Raw genomic sequence first — 18,079 nt, forward strand, 5'->3', positions numbered from 1 at the left:
GCCAAGCTCTCAGCCTCGCGCGAAGACGTTTCGGTGATTCACGTGAAACAATTCGTTAAGGATTGGCGCGGTTGAGCAGCGCCAAGGCCTCGTGTGGGTCGAGGCGTCCGTCGTAGAGCGCCCGGCCGGAGATCGCGCCTTCGAGGCGCCGGGCGTCCGGCTCGGTCAGCCGGCGCACGTCATCGAGAGAGGCCAGTCCGCCCGACGCGATGACGGGAATCGACACGGCATTCGCCAGATCGATCGTCGAGGGCCAGTTGATTCCTGCGAGCACCCCGTCGCGATCGATGTCGGTGTAGACGATGGCGGATATCCCGCTATCCTCGAATCGCTTGCCGAGCTCTAAGGCCGACAATTCCGAGGTTTCGGCCCAGCCTTCGACCGCGACCTTGCCGCCCTTGGCGTCGATTCCGACGGCGACGCGGCCCGGAAAACGCCGTGCCGCTTCCTTGACGAGAGAGGGATCACGCACCGCGATCGTGCCGAGAATGACGCGCGCCAGCCCCTTGTCAAGCCAGCGCTCGATGTCGGCGAGCGTGCGGATGCCGCCGCCGAGCTGAACCTTCATGGAGCCGCCGACGGCCGCCAGGATACCGTCGACGGCATCGCCGTTGACCGCCTGCCCGGCGAAGGCGCCGTTCAGGTCGACCACGTGCAGCCAGGAAAAGCCGATGTCGCGAAAGGCCCGCGCCTGGGCCGCCGGATCGGCGTTATAGACCGTCGCCTGGTCCATGTCGCCGAGCTTCAGCCGCACGCAGGCGCCGTCCTTGAGGTCGATAGCGGGAAAAAGAGTAGGAGTAGGCATACATCCACAACGTCGAATAAACCTGTGGAAGAGCGCAAGGAGTCCCAGACTCTTCCTCAGCGACTCGCGTTAATAATGCCATGCCCAATGAAAAGCCAGGGCGGCAACCCTGGCTTTTCTATCCGCTAACAGACGGTGCCGCGGAACAACGCATCGGAATGATGCCAAGATGCAGAATCGCATATTCGAGGCAGATTGCGCGAGGGTGATGGCACCGTTTTCCACTCATTTTAAAAAGGGCAGTGGAGAATGGCTGATAAGAACTTGACGTTTGATGAGGCGGTAGAATGCTGGTTGCTTCGAGCTCAAGGCATGATGCGCCGTCATATTTGGGCTCGGTTCCGAGTAGATCCCCGAAGAGTTTACGAGGTGTGGTCAGGCCTCGATCATGAGGGTAGCCGCGAGGAGGCAATCCAGCAGTTCCAGAAGCAATATCCTAACAAGTCAATCGAAGGCCTTTTTGATTGGCACATTCCGCACCGAAAGGTGCAGTTTGTTTCATTGCAAGGCTCTCTGTTCGATCGTTAGGGTCTCCAGCCAAGGAAATTGGCGATGAGCGAGAGGCCGAGCCTTTGGCTCTTTTCGGGATGGAACTGGGTGCCCGCCTTGTTGTCCCTGGCCACCGCCGCCGTGACCGGACCGCCGTAATCGGTAATCGCGACGACATCGTCCGGCCGCCTTGCGGCGAGGTGATAGGAGTGGACGAAATAGGCGTGCAGCCCGGCCTCGCCGGTCGGGATGCCGGCAAACAGCGGGTGCTCGCGTGTGAGGTCGATCGTGTTCCAGCCGATCTGGGGGATCTTAAGCGCCGGATCGCCCGGCTCGATCATGACGACGTCGCCCTCGATCCAGCCGAACCCTTCGGTCACGGTCTTTTCCAGCCCTCGGGACGCCATCAGCTGCATGCCGACGCAGATGCCGAGGAAGGGAACGGCGCGCCGCTCCACCGCCTCCAGAAGCGCATCCTCCATGCCGGGCACGGCGGCAAGGCCGGCGCGGCAATCGGCATAGGCACCGACCCCCGGCAGCACCACGCGATCGGCGGCGCGCACACGCTCCGGTTCCGCCGTGAGGACGATCTCGGCGTCGATGGCATTGTCGCGGGCGGCGCGCCGGAACGCGTTCAGCGCCGAATGCAGGTTGCCCGAGCCGTAGTCGATGATGGCGATGGTCTGCATCAGCGTCTCCCGGGAACGTCGAGGAGGCTCGGCGGCGTTGGCCGAGGGGCGCTTCCGCCAAAGGGCGGAGGCGGCGGTACCGCCACGAAGTCCGGTTGATCAACCGATGATTTGCCGGCGTAATAACTCATCTCCGCCTCCGTCAAACTGGCGGCCTGGACGATGGCGGTCTCGCGCCAGCCGCGGCGCCGATAGCGCCAGGCCCGCAGCGACGATCCCTCCAGCGAGACCAGCAGACCGACGAGCAGCGACAGGGCGAGCGCCTCATAGTCGAGACCGGCCCAATCGCTGGCCGCGCTAATCGCCAGGCCGATCACGAAGACGCAGAGTGCCGAGATGAACAGGCCGTAACGCAGCAGCCAGAACAGCGGAAACAGAAGGCCCCAAAACGACCATCTGTCCCGCACGAACACGGCGCCGCTGTCCGCCGGCCGGCCGGCCGGAGGCTCGAACACGAGATAGCGGGTCATCGAGGCCCGCTCCCTGGCCTGCGATGCCTCATGCCAGCATGCCCTTGGTGGAGGGAACCAGATCGGCCTGCCGGGGATCGATCGAGATCGCCTCGCCGAGCACGCGCGCCACCGCCTTGAAACAGGTTTCGGCCACGTGGTGGGCGTTGCCGCCATAAAGGTTCTGGATGTGCAGCGTCAGGCCGGCGTTCTGCGCCAGCGCCTGGAAGAACTCCCGCACCAGCTCGGTGTCGAACGTGCCGATCTTCGCGCGCGAGAACTCCGCCTTGAACACCAGGAAGGGGCGTCCAGAGACATCGATGGCGGCGCGCGTGAGACATTCGTCCATGGCGAGGTCGAGCGAGGCATAGCGGCGCACGCCGCGCCGTTCGCCGAGCGCTTGGCGGATCGCCTGGCCGAGCGCGATGCCGGTATCCTCCACCGTATGGTGGTCGTCGATGTGGAGGTCGCCCTTGGTCTGAACCGTCATGTCGATCAGCGAGTGGCGGGCGAGCTGGTCGAGCATGTGGTCGAAGAAGCCGACACCGGTTTCGACCTTCGCCTTGCCCGTGCCGTCGAGGTCCACATGGACGCGGATCGACGTCTCGTTGGTCTTGCGCTCGATCGTGGCGTCACGCCGCCCTGCGGTCTCGCCCATCGCTGATCGTCTCCAATCCTTGCCGCGCTTCATCGCGGCATACAAACCCGCCCGTTCCGTCTAGTCCAGTTTCGTCTTCGCGCGAAGGGGGCACGGCCGACAGAATTGCCGAGACCTGGCGTGGAACTCAGCGCACGCTGGCGCCGGCTGGCGCGACAAGCCACCGCCGTGCCCTCGACCAGACCGGAAAGGGGACCCCACTCCACATCGACAGCAGCAGTCCGACCAGCCCAAGGCTGAAGAAGCGGCGTCGCAAGGCCTGCGTCTCCGTTTCCAGCCGGGCATCCGAAGGCGCGGCATTGGCCTGGGCGATCAGGGCGCGGGCGGTTTCCACTTCGCTCGTCGGCACCTGGATTTCCAGCCCGCCGAAGGCCACGAGATGCATGAAGCTCTGCCGGCAGATCTCCGCCGCCGCGACATGGCAGACGAGGCCGGCGGCCTCCAGCGAACTCGCCGTCGCCAGGGCCTCGCCGAGGCTATAGGAGACATGGACGGTTTTCAGCATTGGAACCACGCTCCGAACACAACAGCAGCCGATCCGACCGGACGCTCGGAGAGATAGGGCGGGTCGTCCGGCGTCCCACAAGAGGCTTGGCCGAAACGCGGCTTCGGGCGCCGCCGCGGATAGCGGCGCTTGGCAAATCCAGGCCGCGCGCCCACATGGGAGCCGGATCGGTTGGCGCGATTGCCTGACAGCGGGATCGGCCGGCCGGATGACAAAGGACGTTCAAATGAATTTCGAACAGCACGATCCAGCCAAGATCTACGGCACGACCATCGTCACGGTGCGCAAAGGCGGCAAGGTGGTGATCGCCGGCGACGGCCAGGTCTCACTCGGCAACACGGTGATGAAGGGCAACGCCCGCAAGGTGCGCCGCATCGGCAAGGACGGCCAGGTGATCGCCGGCTTCGCCGGGGCCACGGCCGACGCCTTCACCCTCCTGGAGCGCCTGGAGGCCAAGCTCGAACAATATCCCGACCAGCTGATGCGCGCCTCGGTCGAGCTCGCCAAGGACTGGCGCACCGACCGCTATCTGCGCCGGCTGGAGGCGATGATGCTGGTGGCCGACAAGTCGGTGACGCTGGCCCTGACGGGCACCGGCGATGTGCTGGAGCCCGAAGCCGGCATCATGGCGATCGGCTCGGGCGGCAATTACGCGTTGGCGGCTGCCCGCGCGCTCGCCGACACCGACCAGGACGCGGAAACGATCGCCCGCAAGGCGATGCAGATCGCCGCCGACATCTGCATCTACACCAACCAGAACATCATCGTGGAAAGCCTGGAAGCTCAGGGCTGATCCTCAAGTCCGGGGTGGCGCCGAATCTCTCCGTCGGCGCCGCCTCCTCCGCAGGCGAGTGTCTGAATCAGGTTGAGCGCGTCGCCGGTGGCGGCGAAGGCGGCGGTGTTGTCGAGGATGCACCAGACCTCGCACCCCGCGGCCGCCTCGGCCTGGAGCTTTGCCGCCAGACGGTCCAGAGCATCGGCTGAATAGGCCGAATAGTACATCTTCGGGCTGCCGTGCATGCGCCAATAGGCGAGGCCGCGCCAGCCGCCGGGAGCGTCCGCACCGGCTGCCGGCGCCGGATGGGCCGCGACGCGGGCGATCTTCAGATCCACGAGAAGTCGATCGACCTCCGGCGTGAACCAGCTCGCATGGCGTGGCTCGCAGACGACCGGTCCGGCGAAAGAGCGCCGAAGATCGCTCAGGAAGCGAATCGCAAGGCCGGAGGTGAAGGCGAGGCTCGGCGGGAGTTGCACGAGCAGAGGCCCGAGCCGATCGCCAAGGGCAGACACTTCGTCCAGAAAGCGCGCGGCGAGCTCTCCCGCATGCTCCAATCGCCGTTCGTGCGTGACGGCCTTCGGCATCTTCACAGCGAAGCGAAAGCCGTCCGGCACGCTCGCCGCCCAGCGTTCATAGGTTGAAGGGCGGTGCGGGCGGTAGAAGGACGAGTTGATCTCGACGGCCGAAAATCGCGCGGCGTAGCGCTCGAGATGGCTGCCGTCGGTCGGAAACACCGCCTGATGCACCTTGGGCACGGTCCATCCCGCCGTGCCGATGCGCAAGGGCCCTGTCGCGTCCGCGCCGGTCCGTCGATCGTGGTCGGGAGCTGTCGTCCTCGTCATCCTTGCCTCCCCGTTCCGATGTGCCCGATGCGCTGGCGCACCCGGTTCATTGGCCGAATCCGCCGACCGACCGACGCCGTCCTTCGACGACGTCCACCCGCAAGGCTTGTGTGCCGGGGACAGTTCCCCTTTAATCGCCAGGACATGCAACATGGGAGGAAGCAGATGTTGTCATCGTCCAATCGCGGCCTGGTTCTGGCCGCCGCATTTGCCGTGGCGGTTTCGCCGTTCGCCGGTGGCGGATCCGCCGAGGCTCAGGAGGCCAATCTCATCTTCGGTACCGGCGGAACGTCCGGCACCTACTACCCGATCGGCGGCGCGCTGAAGGGCGTGTTCGAACAGAGCGACATGATCGGCGACGTCCAGGTGGTGGCGACCGGGGCCTCGGTGCAGAACATCCAGAACATCCAGGACGGGCTCAACCAGATCGCCATCGTCATGAGCGACGTCGCCTATGACGCGGTCGAGGGCAAGGGCAATTTCGAGGGCAACCCGGTCGATCTCAAGGCGCTGGCCGGGCTCTACCCCAACGTCGTGCAGATCGTCGCCACCGGCGACAGCGGCATCGCCAGCGTCGCCGACCTCGCCGGCAAGCGTGTCGGCGTCGGCCAGGTCGGTTCGGGCGTCGAGCAGAGTGCCCAGAAGGTGCTGGAAGCGGCCGGTCTCACCTATGACGACCTCTCCCGCGTCACCCACACCGGCTACGCCGACAGCGTGACCGAGATGCAGAACGGCAATCTCGACGCCGCCTTCTTCACCTCCGGCGTGCCCAACTCCAACATCATCGGCCTGATGCAGTCGAGCGATATCGTCTTCGTGCCGGTCGACGGCGACGTGGCCTCCAAGCTTCTGGAAGATTACCCCTATTACGAGACCTACGAGATCGCCGCCGGCCAGGACGACAAGTACGCCCTCGACGAACCGGTCTCCACCGTCGCGATCCGCAACATGCTGGTGGTGCCCGGCGACATGGATCCGGCGGTGGCCGAGGAACTGGCCAAGCGCTTCTACGACTATCTGGAATCGGGCAGCGTGTCGGTCAGCGCCCTGACCCAGTTCGATCCCGCCACCATGAACCAGCACCTCGTCGCGCCGGTCCATCCGGGAGCCGAGGAATTCTACAAGACCATGCCGTCGGCCCAGTGAGGCGTGTCATCGCCGAGCGGACGCCGGGCGTTCGGAACGATCGTCGCCGCCGTCGCCATCGTGGCGGCGGTCGGTGCCGTTCTGGCGTGGCCGCGCCTCTTTCTGGTGATCGCCGAACGGGGCCATCCCGTGCAGGTCTTCTGGACCGCGCCCGGGGAACGCTTCACCCTGTCCTGGATCCACTCGGTCGAGAAGGAAGCGTGGGAGGAGACGTTCCGCATCGATGGCGAGGGGGCGATCAGCGTGGTGGCGACCCGCTTCAAGACCTTCGGCGCCGGCGTGCCGTCGGATGTCGGAACGATCACGCGTCTGGAGGATGGCTGGGTGGTGATGGAGGGGATTGAGCGCCGGGTCGATCCCCTAGCCGTTCAGGCCGCCTCCGCCGAATCCTACCGGCTGCGCTGGCGCGGCCGCGAGATCGCTCTTTCGACGCCGGGGACCGCCCCCATCCTGACCTTCGAGCCGGTCGTCGCGTCCTTCGCGGGGATCGCTCCGGCCTGGTTCGACGCCGTGGCCCGATAGAATCGCGCAAGGGAGACCGACATCATGGCCGAGCCTTCGCATGCCGCCGCGCCGAACGACGATGCATTGGACGAAACCCTGCGCAAGTTCGATCGGGAAAGCGATGTCCGCGATCAGCTGCCGCGGTCCGTGACGCTCGTGGTCACGGTGGTCGCCGTCCTGCTCGGCCTCTTCCATCTCTATACGTCCTTCGCCGGCCCGCTGGTCGACATCCAGCAGCGTTCGATCCACCTTTTCACGCTGCTAGCCATGGCGTTCGTGCTCTATCCGACGACACGGCGCAGCCGTCGCGACCGGCTGTCGGTGGTCGATGCCGGGCTGGCGCTGCTGGCCGTCGCCGTCGGGCTTTATCTGATCGCCTCCACCGACAGGATCGTCGCCTCGGGCGGACGCATCACCGGCTTCGATGCCGCGGTCGGCGCGGTGGCGCTGGTTCTGGTGATCGACGCTGGCCGCCGCGTCACCGGCTGGGGCCTGACCGCGCTCGCCCTCGCTTTCCTCGTCTACGGCTTCTGGGCCAAGCTCTCGTTCTATCCGCAGCTCAACGAGCGCATCGTGCTCGCCACGATCAGGCAGGTGATGTCCCACCTCGTCTTCATCACCGAGGGCATTCTGGGCACGGCGGTGGGCGTGTCGGCGAGCTACATCATCCTGTTCATCCTGTTCGGCGCGTTTCTGGGCAAGTCCGGCCTGGGGCAGCTCTTCAACGACCTGGCTCTGGCGGTGGCGGGCCATTCGCGCGGCGGTCCGGCCAAGGTGGCGGTGATCGCCAGCGGTTTTCTCGGTTCGATCAACGGGTCGGCCATCGCCAACGTCGTCACCACCGGCGCCTTCACCATCCCGCTGATGAAGCGCACCGGGTACAATTCCAACTTCGCCGGCGCGGTGGAGGCCTCGGCCAGCGTCGGCGGCCAGATCATGCCGCCGATCATGGGCGCGGCCGCCTTCATCATGGCCGAGGTTCTGGCCGTTCCCTATACGAAGGTGGTGCTGGCCGGCATCATCCCGGCCCTGCTCTACTATCTCGGCGTCCTCTTCCAGGTTCATCTCAGGGCGCTTCGCAACGGCCTCGAAGGCATTCCGCGCTCGGAGCTGACGCCGGTCGCACGGGTGATGGCCCTGCGCGGCCACTTGCTGGTCCCCATGGCGGTGCTGTTATGGCTGCTGTTCGAAGGACGCGCTCCGTTCTTCGCCGCCTTCTGGTCGATCGCGGCGACCGTTCTCATCTGCGGCACGCCGGGCGTCGTCGCCACGCTGGGCGTCGTCCTGTCGCTGCTGATCGTCGAGCCGCAGATCGCCGCCTGGGTGGCCGGTCGCGCCGTCCCGTCCCTGCCGCACACTCGCCTGGTGCTGTTCGGCGTCGTGCTGGTGCCGATCCTCGTCAACATCGCGCGCCGCCGGATCGGGCCGATGGCCGAGACGATGGCGTTCCGGGATTGCCGCGACGCCACGGTCGAGGGTGTGCGCAGCGCCATTCCCGTGGCGGTGGCCTGCGGCGCCGTGGGCATCATCGTCGGCATCGCCACACTCACCGGCATCGCACTGGAAGCCGCCGACGAGGTGGTACGCCTCGGCCAGCTCATTTCGGTTCCCTTGCTGCAGCTGGTCGTCACGCTGGTCCTGACCATGATCGCCTCGATCGTCCTCGGCATGGGCCTGCCGAGCATCCCGACCTACATCATCACCTCGACCATGGCGGCGCCGATCCTGTTGAACCTGCCGCTGTTCCGCGATCTCGCCGGCTCGAACGACACGGCGATCTTCGTCGCCCACATGTTCGTCTTCTATTTCGGCATCTTCGCCAATCTGACGCCGCCGGTGGCGCTCGCGGCCTATGCGGGGGCGGGTATTGCCGGCGGCTCGCCCAATGCCACGGGCTGGCAGTCGATGAAGCTCGCGGTGGCCGGCTTCGTGGTGCCCTACATGTTCGTCTTCGCCCACGCCATGCTGATGATCGACGTCACCGTTCTGCGCGTCGCCTGGGTGGCGGCGACCGGTGTGGTCGGGGTAGGCCTCCTCGCCATCGCTGTCGAGGGATATTTCCGTCACCCGCTGCCGCTGTGGGAGCGTGGCCTTGCGCTGATCGGCGCTTTGGCGCTGATCTTTCCGGGCGCGGTGACCGATGCGGTTGGGGCAGCCGTCGTGGTGGTGCTGATCGTGCTGGGAAGTGCCGGCCGGCGCGTGGTGCCGATTTCCTAGGGAACAGTATGCGAAGGGCCATGAAGCGAGGATTGGCGCTGGGTCTTCTGGTCGCCGCAGTTGTCGAACCGGCCGGATCGGTCGGAGCAGGCGCATCGCCGGACGCGGGGCCGACGGAGTGGAATCGCGCCACGCTGAAATTGGCGCAACGTCAAAGCTGCAAGACCGTGTCGAGCTGCCGCGAAGCCGTGATCCTATGGTGTGGCGGCTATCGCAGAGCCGACGGCGACCATGACGGCATCCCTTGCGAAAACGTCTGCAGCTCCAGAGAGGAAGTCGACCGCATTCGGGCGGATATCGGCTGCTGATCGGCCGTTGTTCGAACCGTCACAGGATCGTCGCTCGATCAGTTCATTTGACAAGGCTGCGCAGAAACGCCACCTCGAAGACGCGGCTCGGCGGCTGCTGCAAATGATGGTGGACATCCGGCAATGACTATCGAGGCTTCTCTCACCGACTCCGAGGCGGCGCCCGCGCCGCGACATCATACCGTGGGCGTCCCCGTCGGCGATGTCCTGGTGGGTGGCGGCGCACCGGTCGTCGTCCAGTCGATGACCAACACCGACACCGCCGACGCCGATGCCACGGTCGCCCAGGTCGCCGCCCTGGCGCAGGCGGGCTCCGAGATCGTGCGCATCACCGTCGACCGGGACGAATCGGCGGCCGCCGTGCCCCGGATCCGCGAACGTCTGGACCGGCTTGGAATCACCGTGCCGCTGGTCGGAGACTTCCACTATATCGGCCACAAGCTGCTTGCCGACCATCCGGGCTGCGCCGAGGCACTGGCGAAATACCGCATCAACCCCGGCAATGTCGGGTTCAAGGACAAGAAGGACCGGCAGTTCGTCCAGATCGTGGAGACGGCGATCCGCTACGACAAGCCCGTCCGCATCGGAGTCAACTGGGGCTCGCTCGACCAGGCCCTGCTCACCAAGCTGATGGACGAGAATCAATCCGCCGCCAGGCCGCTCTCGGCGCGCGCCGTCACCCGCGAGGCGATGGTGCAGTCGGCGCTGCTGTCGGCCGCGCTGGCCGAGGAAACCGGCCTGCCACGCCACAAGATCATCCTGTCGGCCAAGGTCAGCCAGGTGCAGGACCTGATCGCCGTCTATCGCGACCTCGCCCGGCGCTGCGATTACGCGCTGCATCTGGGCCTCACCGAGGCCGGCATGGGCACCAAGGGCATCGTCGCCTCCTCGGCCGCCATGGGCATTCTCCTGCAGGACGGCATCGGTGACACGATCCGCGTCTCGCTGACGCCGGAGCCGGGCGGCGACCGCACGCGCGAGGTCCAGGTGGCCCAGGAACTCCTTCAGGTGATGGGGTTCCGCCAGTTCGTGCCCGTCGTTGCCGCCTGCCCGGGATGCGGCCGCACGACCTCGACGGTCTTCCAGGAACTGGCGGAGAAGATCCAGTCCGATATCCGCACCAACATGCCGGTCTGGCGCGAACGCTATCCGGGCGTCGAGGCACTCAACGTCGCGGTCATGGGTTGCATCGTGAACGGGCCCGGCGAATCGAAGCACGCCGACATCGGCATTTCGCTGCCCGGCACCGGCGAGACGCCGGCCGCACCGGTCTTCGTCGACGGCAAGAAGGTGACGACGCTCAGGGGGCCGAAGATCGCCGAGGACTTTCAGGCAATGGTGGCCGACTATATCGAGGCCCGCTTCGGGTCGGCACGCGCCGCCGAGTAGCGCGATGACGAGTGCGCCGCGCGAGGGCCGACAGCCCGTCCTATGTTGCGCTGGCGCGGCGCGATGGGCGATCGTCGGCCTGCTGGCCGGCCTGATGGCATGGGCCCCGGGCTCTGTTCGGCAGTCCGCGGCTCAGCAATCGGCAGAAGCAGCCGATCAGGCGCGAGCCGAAACCGCTCCGGACGCCGAAGATGCGCCCGAGGCCCGGCCGACGGAATCCGGCGAAGCAAAGGCCGAGACCGAAGCCCAAATGGTGCCCACTCCCGAAACGATTTGCCGGCTTATCAGGGAGAACGCCGAGGCGACCCGCATGGCGCCCGACTTTCTCGCGCGGTTGATCTGGAAGGAAAGCCGCTTCGACGTGAAGGCCATCTCGCCGGTCGGCGCGCAGGGCATTGCCCAGTTCATGCCCTACACGGCCAAGGAACGCGGCCTTGCGGATCCGTACGACCTCGAAGAGGCGATCCGCCACTCCGCCCTCTATCTCGCCGATCTCAAGGGCGAGCTTGGCAATTGGGGGCTCGCGGCGGCAGCCTATAACAGCGGCATCAACCGGGTGAAGGGATGGCTCGACGACGGCGGCTCGCTGCCTTTCGAGACCGAGGACTATGTCTACTCGATCACGGCGCACCCCGCCGACTGGTTTCGCGAGGACGGCCACGAGGTCGAGCCCCGACCGCTGGAGGAGGGAACGGATTTCGATGAGGCCTGCGCCAAGTTGCCGGTGATGAAGACGCGCGCCGTCTTTGCCCAATCGGCGCCGATGCAGCCCTGGGGCGCCCAGATTGCCGGCCACTTCCGCCAGGACGTGGCGATGCGCATCTTTCGACAGGTCAAGAGCCGATATCCATCGATCCTGAAGGATCGCGAGCCGATCGTCATGCGCACGCGAAACGGCGTCGGTCGCCGCTCGATCTATGCGGTGCGCATCGGCGCCGGCAGCCGCGCCGAGGCCCAGCGATTCTGCGATCGTCTGAACCAGGCCGGCGGTGCCTGCGTCGTCTTCAAGAACTGAGGACATCCTGTCGCTCTCGACCGCGACGCCCTTGTCGTGGAAGATCGCGACGACGGTTCGACGAGCCGCCAAACCGATGGGGAGGGACCAACATGCCTGTCGATCTCGGATTTTTGGACAAGGCCCGCTGGATCAACGAGCCGCCGGAATGGGCACATGACGATACCGGGCTGACGCTGACCACGGCCGGCAAGACCGACTTCTGGCGGCAGACCTTCTACGGCTTCGAGCCGCACACCGGCCATTTCTTCGGCGCGCCGGTCGCGGGCGACTTCACCGCCTATCTCACCTTCGAGGCGGCTTACGAGACACTCTACGACCAGGCGGGCCTGATGCTGCGCATCGACGACGAGCATTGGATCAAGGCGGGCATAGAGTTTTCCGATGGGGCGGCCAATTTCAGCGTCGTCGTCGCGCGCGGCCGTTCCGACTGGTCCGCCGTTCGCGTCGCCGACGTATCGGGATTGCAGACCTTGCGAATGACCCGGATCGCCGACGCGGTGCTCGTCCATTTCCGCGATGCGGGCGGTGGCTGGCAGTTTCTCCGCCTCGCCGATTTCGCGCCCCCGGGCGAAGCGGCGCTCGGCCCCATGGCCTGCACCCCGCAGCGCGCGGGCCTGCGCGTGCGCTTCGAAAGCCTCACGGTCGGTCCGCCGATCGCCGATCCGTTGCACGGGTGACATCGCCGGCTTGCCGCTTCAAAGGCGGCCGTCCTTGGAACCATTATGCCGGGCTTAACGCTTTCGAGGACGACATGCACAGGAGCCCGGCTTGACGTCCGAAGAGCGCGCAGACCTCGCCACGAGAACATTCATCGTCGCCGGCATCGTGCTGGCGATGGGTTTGATCGTGCTCGTTTTCTGGGCGGCAGCGCTCGGCTTCTTCCTGATCTTTGCCGGCATCGTTCTGGCGGCCGCGATCGCCGGGCTGGCGCGGCCGATGCAGTGGCTCGGCCTGCCGCGCTGGATGGCCCTCCTGCTCGTCTATTTCGCGATCGTCGCGGGCATTGGCGCGGCGCTGGCGTGGGGCGGCATCACCTTCGTCCAGGACATCCAGAACCTGACGCGGCTGATGCAGGAGCAGCTGCACAATCTCGTGTCCACCCTGCAGGACATGGGGATCGAGCTGTCCTCGGACGACAAGACGCCCGAACTGGGCTCTTTCCTGCCCGACGCCTCCGGCTTTTTCTCGTCCGCCTCTCAGGCGGTCTTTTCGGTGCTGGGCGGCCTCGGCAACATCTTCATCGTGCTGTTCATCGCCATTTTCATTTCCTGGCAGCCGCGGCTTTATGCGCGCGGCATCGTCAGCCTGTTTCCCAAGGGCAAGCGATCGCGCATCGACGAGGCGCTTCGCCATGCCGCCCGGGAATTGCGTCTCTGGCTGGCCGGCCAAGCCATATCCATGGCCACGATCTTCGTCGTGGGCTGGATCGGCCTGTCGCTGATCGGCATGCCGAACGCCTTCCTTCTGGCGCTCCAGGCCGGGCTGCTGGCCTTCATTCCGACGCTCGGGCCGTTCATCGCGGCCATCCCGATCATCCTGGTGGGCCTGGCGGAAAGTACCGAGATGGCGCTCTACGGGCTCGCCGTCTACGTCGTGATCCAGGGCGTCGAGAGCAACGTCTCGCAGCCGATCGCCCAGCGCTATACGACGGCCCTGCCCCCAGCGTTGACGCTCGGCTCGCAGCTGGTCTTCGGCCTTCTCTTCGGCACGGTGGGGCTCGCACTGGCCGTGCCACTGCTCGCCGTCCTGATGGTGTTCGTCCAGGATCTTTACGTCCGCGACGCGCTGGGCGGGCCGGTCGACGAGACCGCTTGAGACCGCCATCGTCCTATACCTCCCGCCGATCGTTCGCAGCTCGTCTTCACGCTCGTTCGGGGCAACCAGGCTGTGACATCTTGCCCGGCCGAGCGCCTTGCCTCGCCGAGGGCGGTAAACGATAGTATTGTCGTTGATATATTAAGATATCATCGATGGGAGTGATAAGGTGATGAGGACCTCGAACCGCCGTGGCCACGCAGTGCCGGCTTGGATCGGCACCTGTGCAGGTGTGGCTATGGCGATCATGGCGTCGACCGCAGCCGCAGAACCGCTGCAGAGCGGGCAGGTGGTCGATCTCTGGCCGGGAACGCCACCGGGAACCGAAACGAGCACGGCCAAGCCGGAAATCGTCGAGCGCAGCAAGATCCTGTTCCACGCCGACCGCGCGCTGATCGGTATCGTCGAGCCGCAGCTGACGGCCATCGTACCGGAACACCCGAACGGGGCCTCGCTGATCGTCGCGCCGGGCGGCGCCTATGCGCGCGTTGTCCTCGACAAGGAGGGGATGGAGGTCGCCGACGCGTTGGGGCCGGACGGCGTCACCGTGTTCCTGATGACCTACCGGCTGCCGGCGGAGGGACACGCAGACGGCAAGGACGTTCCGCTTCAGGACGGCCAGCGGGCGGTGCGGCTGATCCGCCAGCATGCCGAGGAATGGGGGCTCGACCCGGATCGGGTCGGCTATCTCGGCTTCTCGGCCGCCGGCCATCTGGGTGCCTCGCTGATCACCGGCTACGACAAGCCGGTCTACGACCCGATCGACGAGGCGGACAGTCTCAGCGCCCGGCCGGACTTCGCGGTGCTGATGTATCCGGTCGTCTCGATGCAGGACGACATCGCGCACATGGGGTCGCGAACCGCGCTTCTGGGCGAGAACCCGTCGCAGGAGCTGAAGGACGAATTCTCGCCGGAACTTCATGTGACGGCCGATACGCCGCAGACCTTCATGGCGCTGGCCGACGACGATTCGTCCGTGCCGCCTGAGAACGCCGTGCGCCTCTATTTGGCGCTGAAGAAGGCGGGTGTTCCCACTGAGCTTCATATCTTCCGCGACGGCGGCCATGGCTTCGGCATCGCCGGAGCGGGCGACAAGCCGGCCAGGAAATGGCCGATGCTCTGCCGCTGGTGGCTGAAGCAGATCGGCGTTCTGTAGACGCGCAAACCGCGATGACGGCCGCCGTTGCCCTGGCGGCGGCCGCTTTGGGCGTCGCCCCGACCGAGGGCGGATCGCCAGCTCGGGCGGCCGATGGATCGCGCAGACTCGCGAAGGCGCCTTCATCGCGAACGCGGGGATACGCGCCCATGTCGTGCCGGCGGTAAGCCGGCCCGCAGCGGCGCGGGTGCAACTCCAGCCCGCATGGCCCGTTTCGTTCCGACGTCAGGATCGGAAAGGGCCGGAAATGGGGTTTGCAAGTCTGAGTTTCGTCGCCATCGTCGTCGCCGCGCTTCTCGCGTCGTCGTTCAGCTTCCTGTGGCATCGGATTTTTGACGAGAACTGGATGACGGCGCGCGGCTATAGCGGACGCCCGAAGATCAAGCCCGGTCCGCTCGCCATCGTGTTCGTGGCCGAATTGGTGCTGGCCGCCGTGCTCGCCGGACTGACCATGCACATCGGCGGAATCACCTTGTGGAACGCCTTCGTCAACGCCGCGATCGTATGGGCCGGCGTGGTGCTGACGACAATGGTGGTCGACCATTCCTACGAGGCGCGGCCTCGCGCTCTCACCTTCGTCAACGCCGGCCATTGGGCGGGCGTCCTGCTGATCATGACGGCGATCATCGGTCTGTTCGGCTGAGCCGATCGAAGCGGCCCGATTTGCGATCCCGATGGCCGAGATCGGGTTGCATCTGGACCGTTTCGCTTATTTCACCCTAAGTTGCCGTCGTGGGCCGGAGAGGACCGGCGCGGAATTTCGGGAGGAAAGTCATGGACACGATCGCGGTGAAGGATGAATGGCGGGCCCGCGCCCTGTTGAGTGCCGAGCAATACCAGGACTGGTATCGCCGTTCGATCGAGGAGCCGGACGCCTTTTGGGCCGAACATGGCCAGCGGCTCGACTGGATGAAGCCCTTCACCAAGGTCAAGAACACCTCGTTCGCGCCGGACAACGTTTCGATCAGGTGGTTCGAGGACGGCACGCTGAACGTTGCCGCCAACTGCATCGACCGGCATTTGGAAAAGCGCGGCAACCAGACGGCGATCCTCTGGGAGGGCGACGACCCGGCCGAAAGCAAGGCGATCACCTATGCGGAGCTCCACGAGGAAGTCTGCCGGATGGCGAACGTCCTGAAGGAGCACGGCGTCCAGCGCGGCGACCGCGTTACCGTCTACATGCCGATGATCCCTGAAGCCGCCTATGCGATGCTCGCCTGTGCCCGGATCGGAGCGGTCCATTCGGTGGTGTTCGGCGGGTTCTCCCCCGATTCGCTGGCCAACCGGCTGGAAGATGCGAAGTCGTCGGTCCTCATCACGGCGGACGAGGGTCTGCGCGGCGGCCGCAAGGTGCCGCTCCAGGCCAATGCCGACAAGGCGATCGAGATCGCCGGCAAGGCCGGCCAGGCCGTTGACACCGTGCTGGTGGTCAAGCGCACCGGCGGCGACGTTGCCTTCAAGGAAGGGCGCGACATCTGGTGGCACGAGGCCCGCGAGGCCGTCGCGGCGTCGTGCGAGCCCGAGGAGATGGGGGCCGAGGATCCGCTCTTCATCCTCTATACGTCGGGCTCGACCGGCAAGCCCAAGGGCGTGCTGCACACCTCCGGCGGCTACCTGCTCTATGCCGCAATGACGCACCAGTACGTCTTCGACTATCACGACGGCGAGGTCTACTGGTGCACGGCCGACGTCGGCTGGGTGACGGGCCACAGCTACATCGTCTACGGGCCGCTCGCCAACGGCGCGACGACGCTGATCTTCGAAGGAGTGCCGAACTACCCCGATGCCTCGCGCTTCTGGCAGGTGGTCGACAAGCACCAGGTGAACGTCTTCTACACGGCGCCGACCGCCGTGCGCGCCCTGATGGGGCAGGGGGACGACTATGTCGCCAAGACCTCGCGCCAGAGCCTCAAGGTGCTCGGCACGGTCGGCGAGCCGATCAATCCGGAAGCCTGGTCCTGGTACTATCGCGTCGTCGGCGACGAGCGCTGTCCGGTGATCGACACCTATTGGCAGACCGAAACGGGCGGTCACATGATCACGCCGCTGCCCGGCGCCATCGATCTGAAGCCGGGATCGGCCACGCTGCCGTTCTTCGGCGTCAAGCCGCAGCTCGTCGACAGCGAAGGCCAAGTGCTCGACGGCGCGGTCAGCGGCAATCTGTGCATCGTCGATTCCTGGCCCGGCCAGATGCGCACCGTCTATGGTGACCACGACCGCTTCGTGCAGACCTATTTTTCGACCTATCGCGAGAAATACTTCACCGGTGACGGGGCTCGCCGCGACGAGGACGGCTACTACTGGATCACCGGCCGCGTCGACGACGTGCTGAACGTCTCGGGCCACCGCATGGGCACGGCCGAGGTGGAATCGGCGCTGGTCTCCCACCCCCTGGTGGCCGAGGCCGCCGTGGTGGGCTACCCGCACGACCTCAAGGGGCAGGGCATCTACTGCTACGTGACGCTGCTCGAGGGCGAAGACCCGTCCGACGAGCTCAAGAAGGAGCTTGTCGCTCATGTGCGCCAGGAGATCGGACCGATCGCCTCGCCGGACAAGATCCAGTTCGCACCGGGACTGCCGAAGACCCGGTCGGGCAAGATCATGCGCCGGATCCTGAGAAAGATCGCCGAAGACGATTTCGGCGCGCTCGGCGACACCTCTACCCTGGCAGATCCCACGGTTGTGGAAGATCTCGTGGCGCATCGCCAAAACCGCCACGACTGATCGAATATAGCGGTGTACAAATGGGCGGCCGATGCGAGATGCATTGGCTGCCTTTTCATATTGCAGTGTTAGAAAAGCATATATCGTTTCATTCAATCGATTTGATAAAATGACCACGCTGATCTAGTTGGGAAATAGCGGCTGGGTCGGTGTGCATGTGTAAATTTTTCCTTAGCTTTCGGTATAAAGCCTTGTATGGTCGAGATACGGCCCCGGTTGCGGAGGAGAACGAAGCCGGGGTCGTGGCACCACAGGGAGGAAAATTCAGCGTATGGTTGTTCAAGACGACGCCGCGCGGAGCGGCGCCCCGATTCCTGTCGACGAGAGAGCGGAAGAACGGGCGAGGATCTATTGGCGCGCCAACATGCGCCTGATCGCCATCTGCCTGGTCATCTGGGCTCTGGTCTCGTTTGGTTTCGGCATTATCCTGCGTCCGCTGTTGAGCGGCATCGCCGTGGGTGGGGCCGATCTCGGCTTCTGGTTTGCCCAGCAGGGTTCGATCCTGACCTTCATCGTGCTGATCTTCGTTTATGCCTGGCGCATGAACAAGCTCGATCACCAGTACGATTTCGACGAGCTGTGAGGGG

20 protein-coding genes are annotated in these 18,079 nt (G+C 65.6%); 14 read left to right on the forward strand and 6 right to left on the reverse strand.

All coding sequences use genetic code 11. The annotated features are described in order from the left end of the window. Positions 1-55 precede the first annotated feature (55 nt). Positions 56-805: a 1-(5-phosphoribosyl)-5-[(5-phosphoribosylamino)methylideneamino]imidazole-4-carboxamide isomerase gene (hisA, locus tag SMD10_RS06615; protein ID WP_331684875.1), complete on the reverse strand. Its 750-nt coding sequence runs from the start codon at positions 803-805 to the stop codon at positions 56-58. A 249-nt stretch (positions 806-1,054) separates the two neighbouring features. On the opposite strand from hisA, the gene SMD10_RS06620 reads away from it, so the two are divergent. After that, on the forward strand, positions 1,055-1,333 hold the full coding sequence (locus SMD10_RS06620) for a hypothetical protein (RefSeq protein WP_331684876.1): 279 nt from the start codon (positions 1,055-1,057) through the stop codon (positions 1,331-1,333). Here SMD10_RS06620 and hisH read toward each other — a convergent pair. From hisH to SMD10_RS06640, 4 genes are all read right to left on the reverse strand, one after another. Further along, on the reverse strand, positions 1,330-1,983 hold the full coding sequence (hisH, locus tag SMD10_RS06625; RefSeq protein WP_331684877.1) for an imidazole glycerol phosphate synthase subunit HisH: 654 nt from the start codon (positions 1,981-1,983) through the stop codon (positions 1,330-1,332). The genes SMD10_RS06620 and hisH overlap by 4 nt on opposite strands. Beyond that, positions 1,983-2,453, reverse strand: a complete 471-nt coding sequence (locus tag SMD10_RS06630) for a DUF2628 domain-containing protein (RefSeq protein WP_331684878.1) — start codon at positions 2,451-2,453, stop codon at positions 1,983-1,985. Before SMD10_RS06630 ends, hisH begins: the two co-directional genes overlap by 1 nt. A gap of 28 nt (positions 2,454-2,481) precedes the next feature. Further along, positions 2,482-3,090 carry an imidazoleglycerol-phosphate dehydratase HisB gene (hisB, locus tag SMD10_RS06635; protein WP_331684879.1) on the reverse strand — a complete coding sequence of 203 codons (609 nt, stop codon included), beginning with the start codon at positions 3,088-3,090 and terminating at the stop codon, positions 2,482-2,484. A gap of 127 nt (positions 3,091-3,217) precedes the next feature. Beyond that, on the reverse strand, positions 3,218-3,595 hold the full coding sequence (locus tag SMD10_RS06640) for a hypothetical protein (RefSeq protein ID WP_331684880.1): 378 nt from the start codon (positions 3,593-3,595) through the stop codon (positions 3,218-3,220). Positions 3,596-3,821: 226 nt separating this feature from the next. Here SMD10_RS06640 and hslV point away from each other — a divergent pair, with 226 nt between their 5' ends. Further along, positions 3,822-4,388, forward strand: a complete 567-nt coding sequence (hslV, locus tag SMD10_RS06645; protein ID WP_331684881.1) for an ATP-dependent protease subunit HslV — start codon at positions 3,822-3,824, stop codon at positions 4,386-4,388. Here hslV and SMD10_RS06650 read toward each other — a convergent pair. Further along, positions 4,379-5,215 carry a DUF72 domain-containing protein gene (locus SMD10_RS06650; protein WP_331684882.1) on the reverse strand — a complete coding sequence of 279 codons (837 nt, stop codon included), beginning with the start codon at positions 5,213-5,215 and terminating at the stop codon, positions 4,379-4,381. The two genes, hslV and SMD10_RS06650, sit on opposite strands and share 10 nt — an antisense overlap. 165 nt (positions 5,216-5,380) lie before the next feature. Here SMD10_RS06650 and SMD10_RS06655 point away from each other — a divergent pair, with 165 nt between their 5' ends. The 12 genes from SMD10_RS06655 (at position 5,381) to SMD10_RS06710 (ending at position 18,075) form a co-directional block, all read left to right on the forward strand. Continuing rightward, a complete protein-coding gene (locus SMD10_RS06655; protein ID WP_331684883.1) occupies positions 5,381-6,361 on the forward strand; it encodes a TAXI family TRAP transporter solute-binding subunit in 981 nt (326 codons plus the stop codon). A gap of 3 nt (positions 6,362-6,364) precedes the next feature. Then, on the forward strand, positions 6,365-6,883 hold the full coding sequence (locus tag SMD10_RS06660; protein ID WP_331684884.1) for a DUF1850 domain-containing protein: 519 nt from the start codon (positions 6,365-6,367) through the stop codon (positions 6,881-6,883). Between the two features lie 24 nt (positions 6,884-6,907). Further along, positions 6,908-9,082, forward strand: a complete 2,175-nt coding sequence (locus tag SMD10_RS06665) for a TRAP transporter permease (protein WP_331684885.1) — start codon at positions 6,908-6,910, stop codon at positions 9,080-9,082. A 20-nt stretch (positions 9,083-9,102) separates the two neighbouring features. Next, positions 9,103-9,390: an excalibur calcium-binding domain-containing protein gene (locus SMD10_RS06670; RefSeq protein WP_331684886.1), complete on the forward strand. Its 288-nt coding sequence runs from the start codon at positions 9,103-9,105 to the stop codon at positions 9,388-9,390. Between the two features lie 123 nt (positions 9,391-9,513). After that, positions 9,514-10,779, forward strand: a complete 1,266-nt coding sequence (gene ispG, locus SMD10_RS06675) for a flavodoxin-dependent (E)-4-hydroxy-3-methylbut-2-enyl-diphosphate synthase (RefSeq protein ID WP_331684887.1) — start codon at positions 9,514-9,516, stop codon at positions 10,777-10,779. A gap of 4 nt (positions 10,780-10,783) precedes the next feature. Then, positions 10,784-11,794: a lytic transglycosylase domain-containing protein gene (locus SMD10_RS06680; RefSeq protein ID WP_331684888.1), complete on the forward strand. Its 1,011-nt coding sequence runs from the start codon at positions 10,784-10,786 to the stop codon at positions 11,792-11,794. Between the two features lie 92 nt (positions 11,795-11,886). After that, positions 11,887-12,474: a DUF1349 domain-containing protein gene (locus SMD10_RS06685; protein ID WP_331684889.1), complete on the forward strand. Its 588-nt coding sequence runs from the start codon at positions 11,887-11,889 to the stop codon at positions 12,472-12,474. Between the two features lie 91 nt (positions 12,475-12,565). Further along, entirely contained in the window at positions 12,566-13,612 is a 1,047-nt protein-coding gene (locus tag SMD10_RS06690; protein WP_331684890.1) for an AI-2E family transporter, read from the forward strand. 238 nt (positions 13,613-13,850) lie between these two features. After that, positions 13,851-14,768 carry an alpha/beta hydrolase gene (locus tag SMD10_RS06695; protein ID WP_331684891.1) on the forward strand — a complete coding sequence of 306 codons (918 nt, stop codon included), beginning with the start codon at positions 13,851-13,853 and terminating at the stop codon, positions 14,766-14,768. A 247-nt stretch (positions 14,769-15,015) separates the two neighbouring features. Then, positions 15,016-15,411 (forward strand): DUF1761 domain-containing protein, encoded by a 396-nt coding sequence (locus SMD10_RS06700; RefSeq protein WP_331684892.1) that lies wholly within the window; start codon positions 15,016-15,018, stop codon positions 15,409-15,411. 131 nt (positions 15,412-15,542) lie between these two features. Continuing rightward, positions 15,543-17,492, forward strand: a complete 1,950-nt coding sequence (acs, locus tag SMD10_RS06705) for an acetate--CoA ligase (RefSeq protein ID WP_331684893.1) — start codon at positions 15,543-15,545, stop codon at positions 17,490-17,492. 271 nt (positions 17,493-17,763) lie between these two features. Then, positions 17,764-18,075: a DUF4212 domain-containing protein gene (locus tag SMD10_RS06710; RefSeq protein ID WP_331684894.1), complete on the forward strand. Its 312-nt coding sequence runs from the start codon at positions 17,764-17,766 to the stop codon at positions 18,073-18,075. The last annotated feature ends 4 nt before the right edge of the window (positions 18,076-18,079 follow it).

This window comes from Consotaella aegiceratis, assembly GCF_036541425.1.
Lineage (GTDB): Bacteria > Pseudomonadota > Alphaproteobacteria > Rhizobiales > Rhizobiaceae > Consotaella > Consotaella aegiceratis.

What these genes read in the sequence shown, in the direction of transcription:
- ispG (WP_331684887.1), top strand. Translation starts at nt 9,514, where the DNA reads ATGACTATCGAGGCTTCTCTCACCGACTCCGAGGCGGCGCCCGCGCCG.
- hisH (WP_331684877.1), bottom strand. Translation starts at nt 1,983, where the DNA reads ATGCAGACCATCGCCATCATCGACTACGGCTCGGGCAACCTGCATTCG.
- SMD10_RS06695 (WP_331684891.1), top strand. Translation starts at nt 13,851, where the DNA reads ATGGCGATCATGGCGTCGACCGCAGCCGCAGAACCGCTGCAGAGCGGG.
- SMD10_RS06630 (WP_331684878.1), bottom strand. Translation starts at nt 2,453, where the DNA reads ATGACCCGCTATCTCGTGTTCGAGCCTCCGGCCGGCCGGCCGGCGGAC.
- SMD10_RS06700 (WP_331684892.1), top strand. Translation starts at nt 15,016, where the DNA reads ATGGGGTTTGCAAGTCTGAGTTTCGTCGCCATCGTCGTCGCCGCGCTT.
- hisA (WP_331684875.1), bottom strand. Translation starts at nt 805, where the DNA reads ATGCCTACTCCTACTCTTTTTCCCGCTATCGACCTCAAGGACGGCGCC.
- hisB (WP_331684879.1), bottom strand. Translation starts at nt 3,090, where the DNA reads ATGGGCGAGACCGCAGGGCGGCGTGACGCCACGATCGAGCGCAAGACC.
- SMD10_RS06685 (WP_331684889.1), top strand. Translation starts at nt 11,887, where the DNA reads ATGCCTGTCGATCTCGGATTTTTGGACAAGGCCCGCTGGATCAACGAG.
- SMD10_RS06650 (WP_331684882.1), bottom strand. Translation starts at nt 5,215, where the DNA reads ATGACGAGGACGACAGCTCCCGACCACGATCGACGGACCGGCGCGGAC.
- SMD10_RS06710 (WP_331684894.1), top strand. Translation starts at nt 17,764, where the DNA reads ATGGTTGTTCAAGACGACGCCGCGCGGAGCGGCGCCCCGATTCCTGTC.
- SMD10_RS06655 (WP_331684883.1), top strand. Translation starts at nt 5,381, where the DNA reads ATGTTGTCATCGTCCAATCGCGGCCTGGTTCTGGCCGCCGCATTTGCC.
- SMD10_RS06670 (WP_331684886.1), top strand. Translation starts at nt 9,103, where the DNA reads ATGAAGCGAGGATTGGCGCTGGGTCTTCTGGTCGCCGCAGTTGTCGAA.
- SMD10_RS06640 (WP_331684880.1), bottom strand. Translation starts at nt 3,595, where the DNA reads ATGCTGAAAACCGTCCATGTCTCCTATAGCCTCGGCGAGGCCCTGGCG.
- SMD10_RS06620 (WP_331684876.1), top strand. Translation starts at nt 1,055, where the DNA reads ATGGCTGATAAGAACTTGACGTTTGATGAGGCGGTAGAATGCTGGTTG.
- acs (WP_331684893.1), top strand. Translation starts at nt 15,543, where the DNA reads ATGGACACGATCGCGGTGAAGGATGAATGGCGGGCCCGCGCCCTGTTG.
- SMD10_RS06665 (WP_331684885.1), top strand. Translation starts at nt 6,908, where the DNA reads ATGGCCGAGCCTTCGCATGCCGCCGCGCCGAACGACGATGCATTGGAC.
- hslV (WP_331684881.1), top strand. Translation starts at nt 3,822, where the DNA reads ATGAATTTCGAACAGCACGATCCAGCCAAGATCTACGGCACGACCATC.
- SMD10_RS06680 (WP_331684888.1), top strand. Translation starts at nt 10,784, where the DNA reads ATGACGAGTGCGCCGCGCGAGGGCCGACAGCCCGTCCTATGTTGCGCT.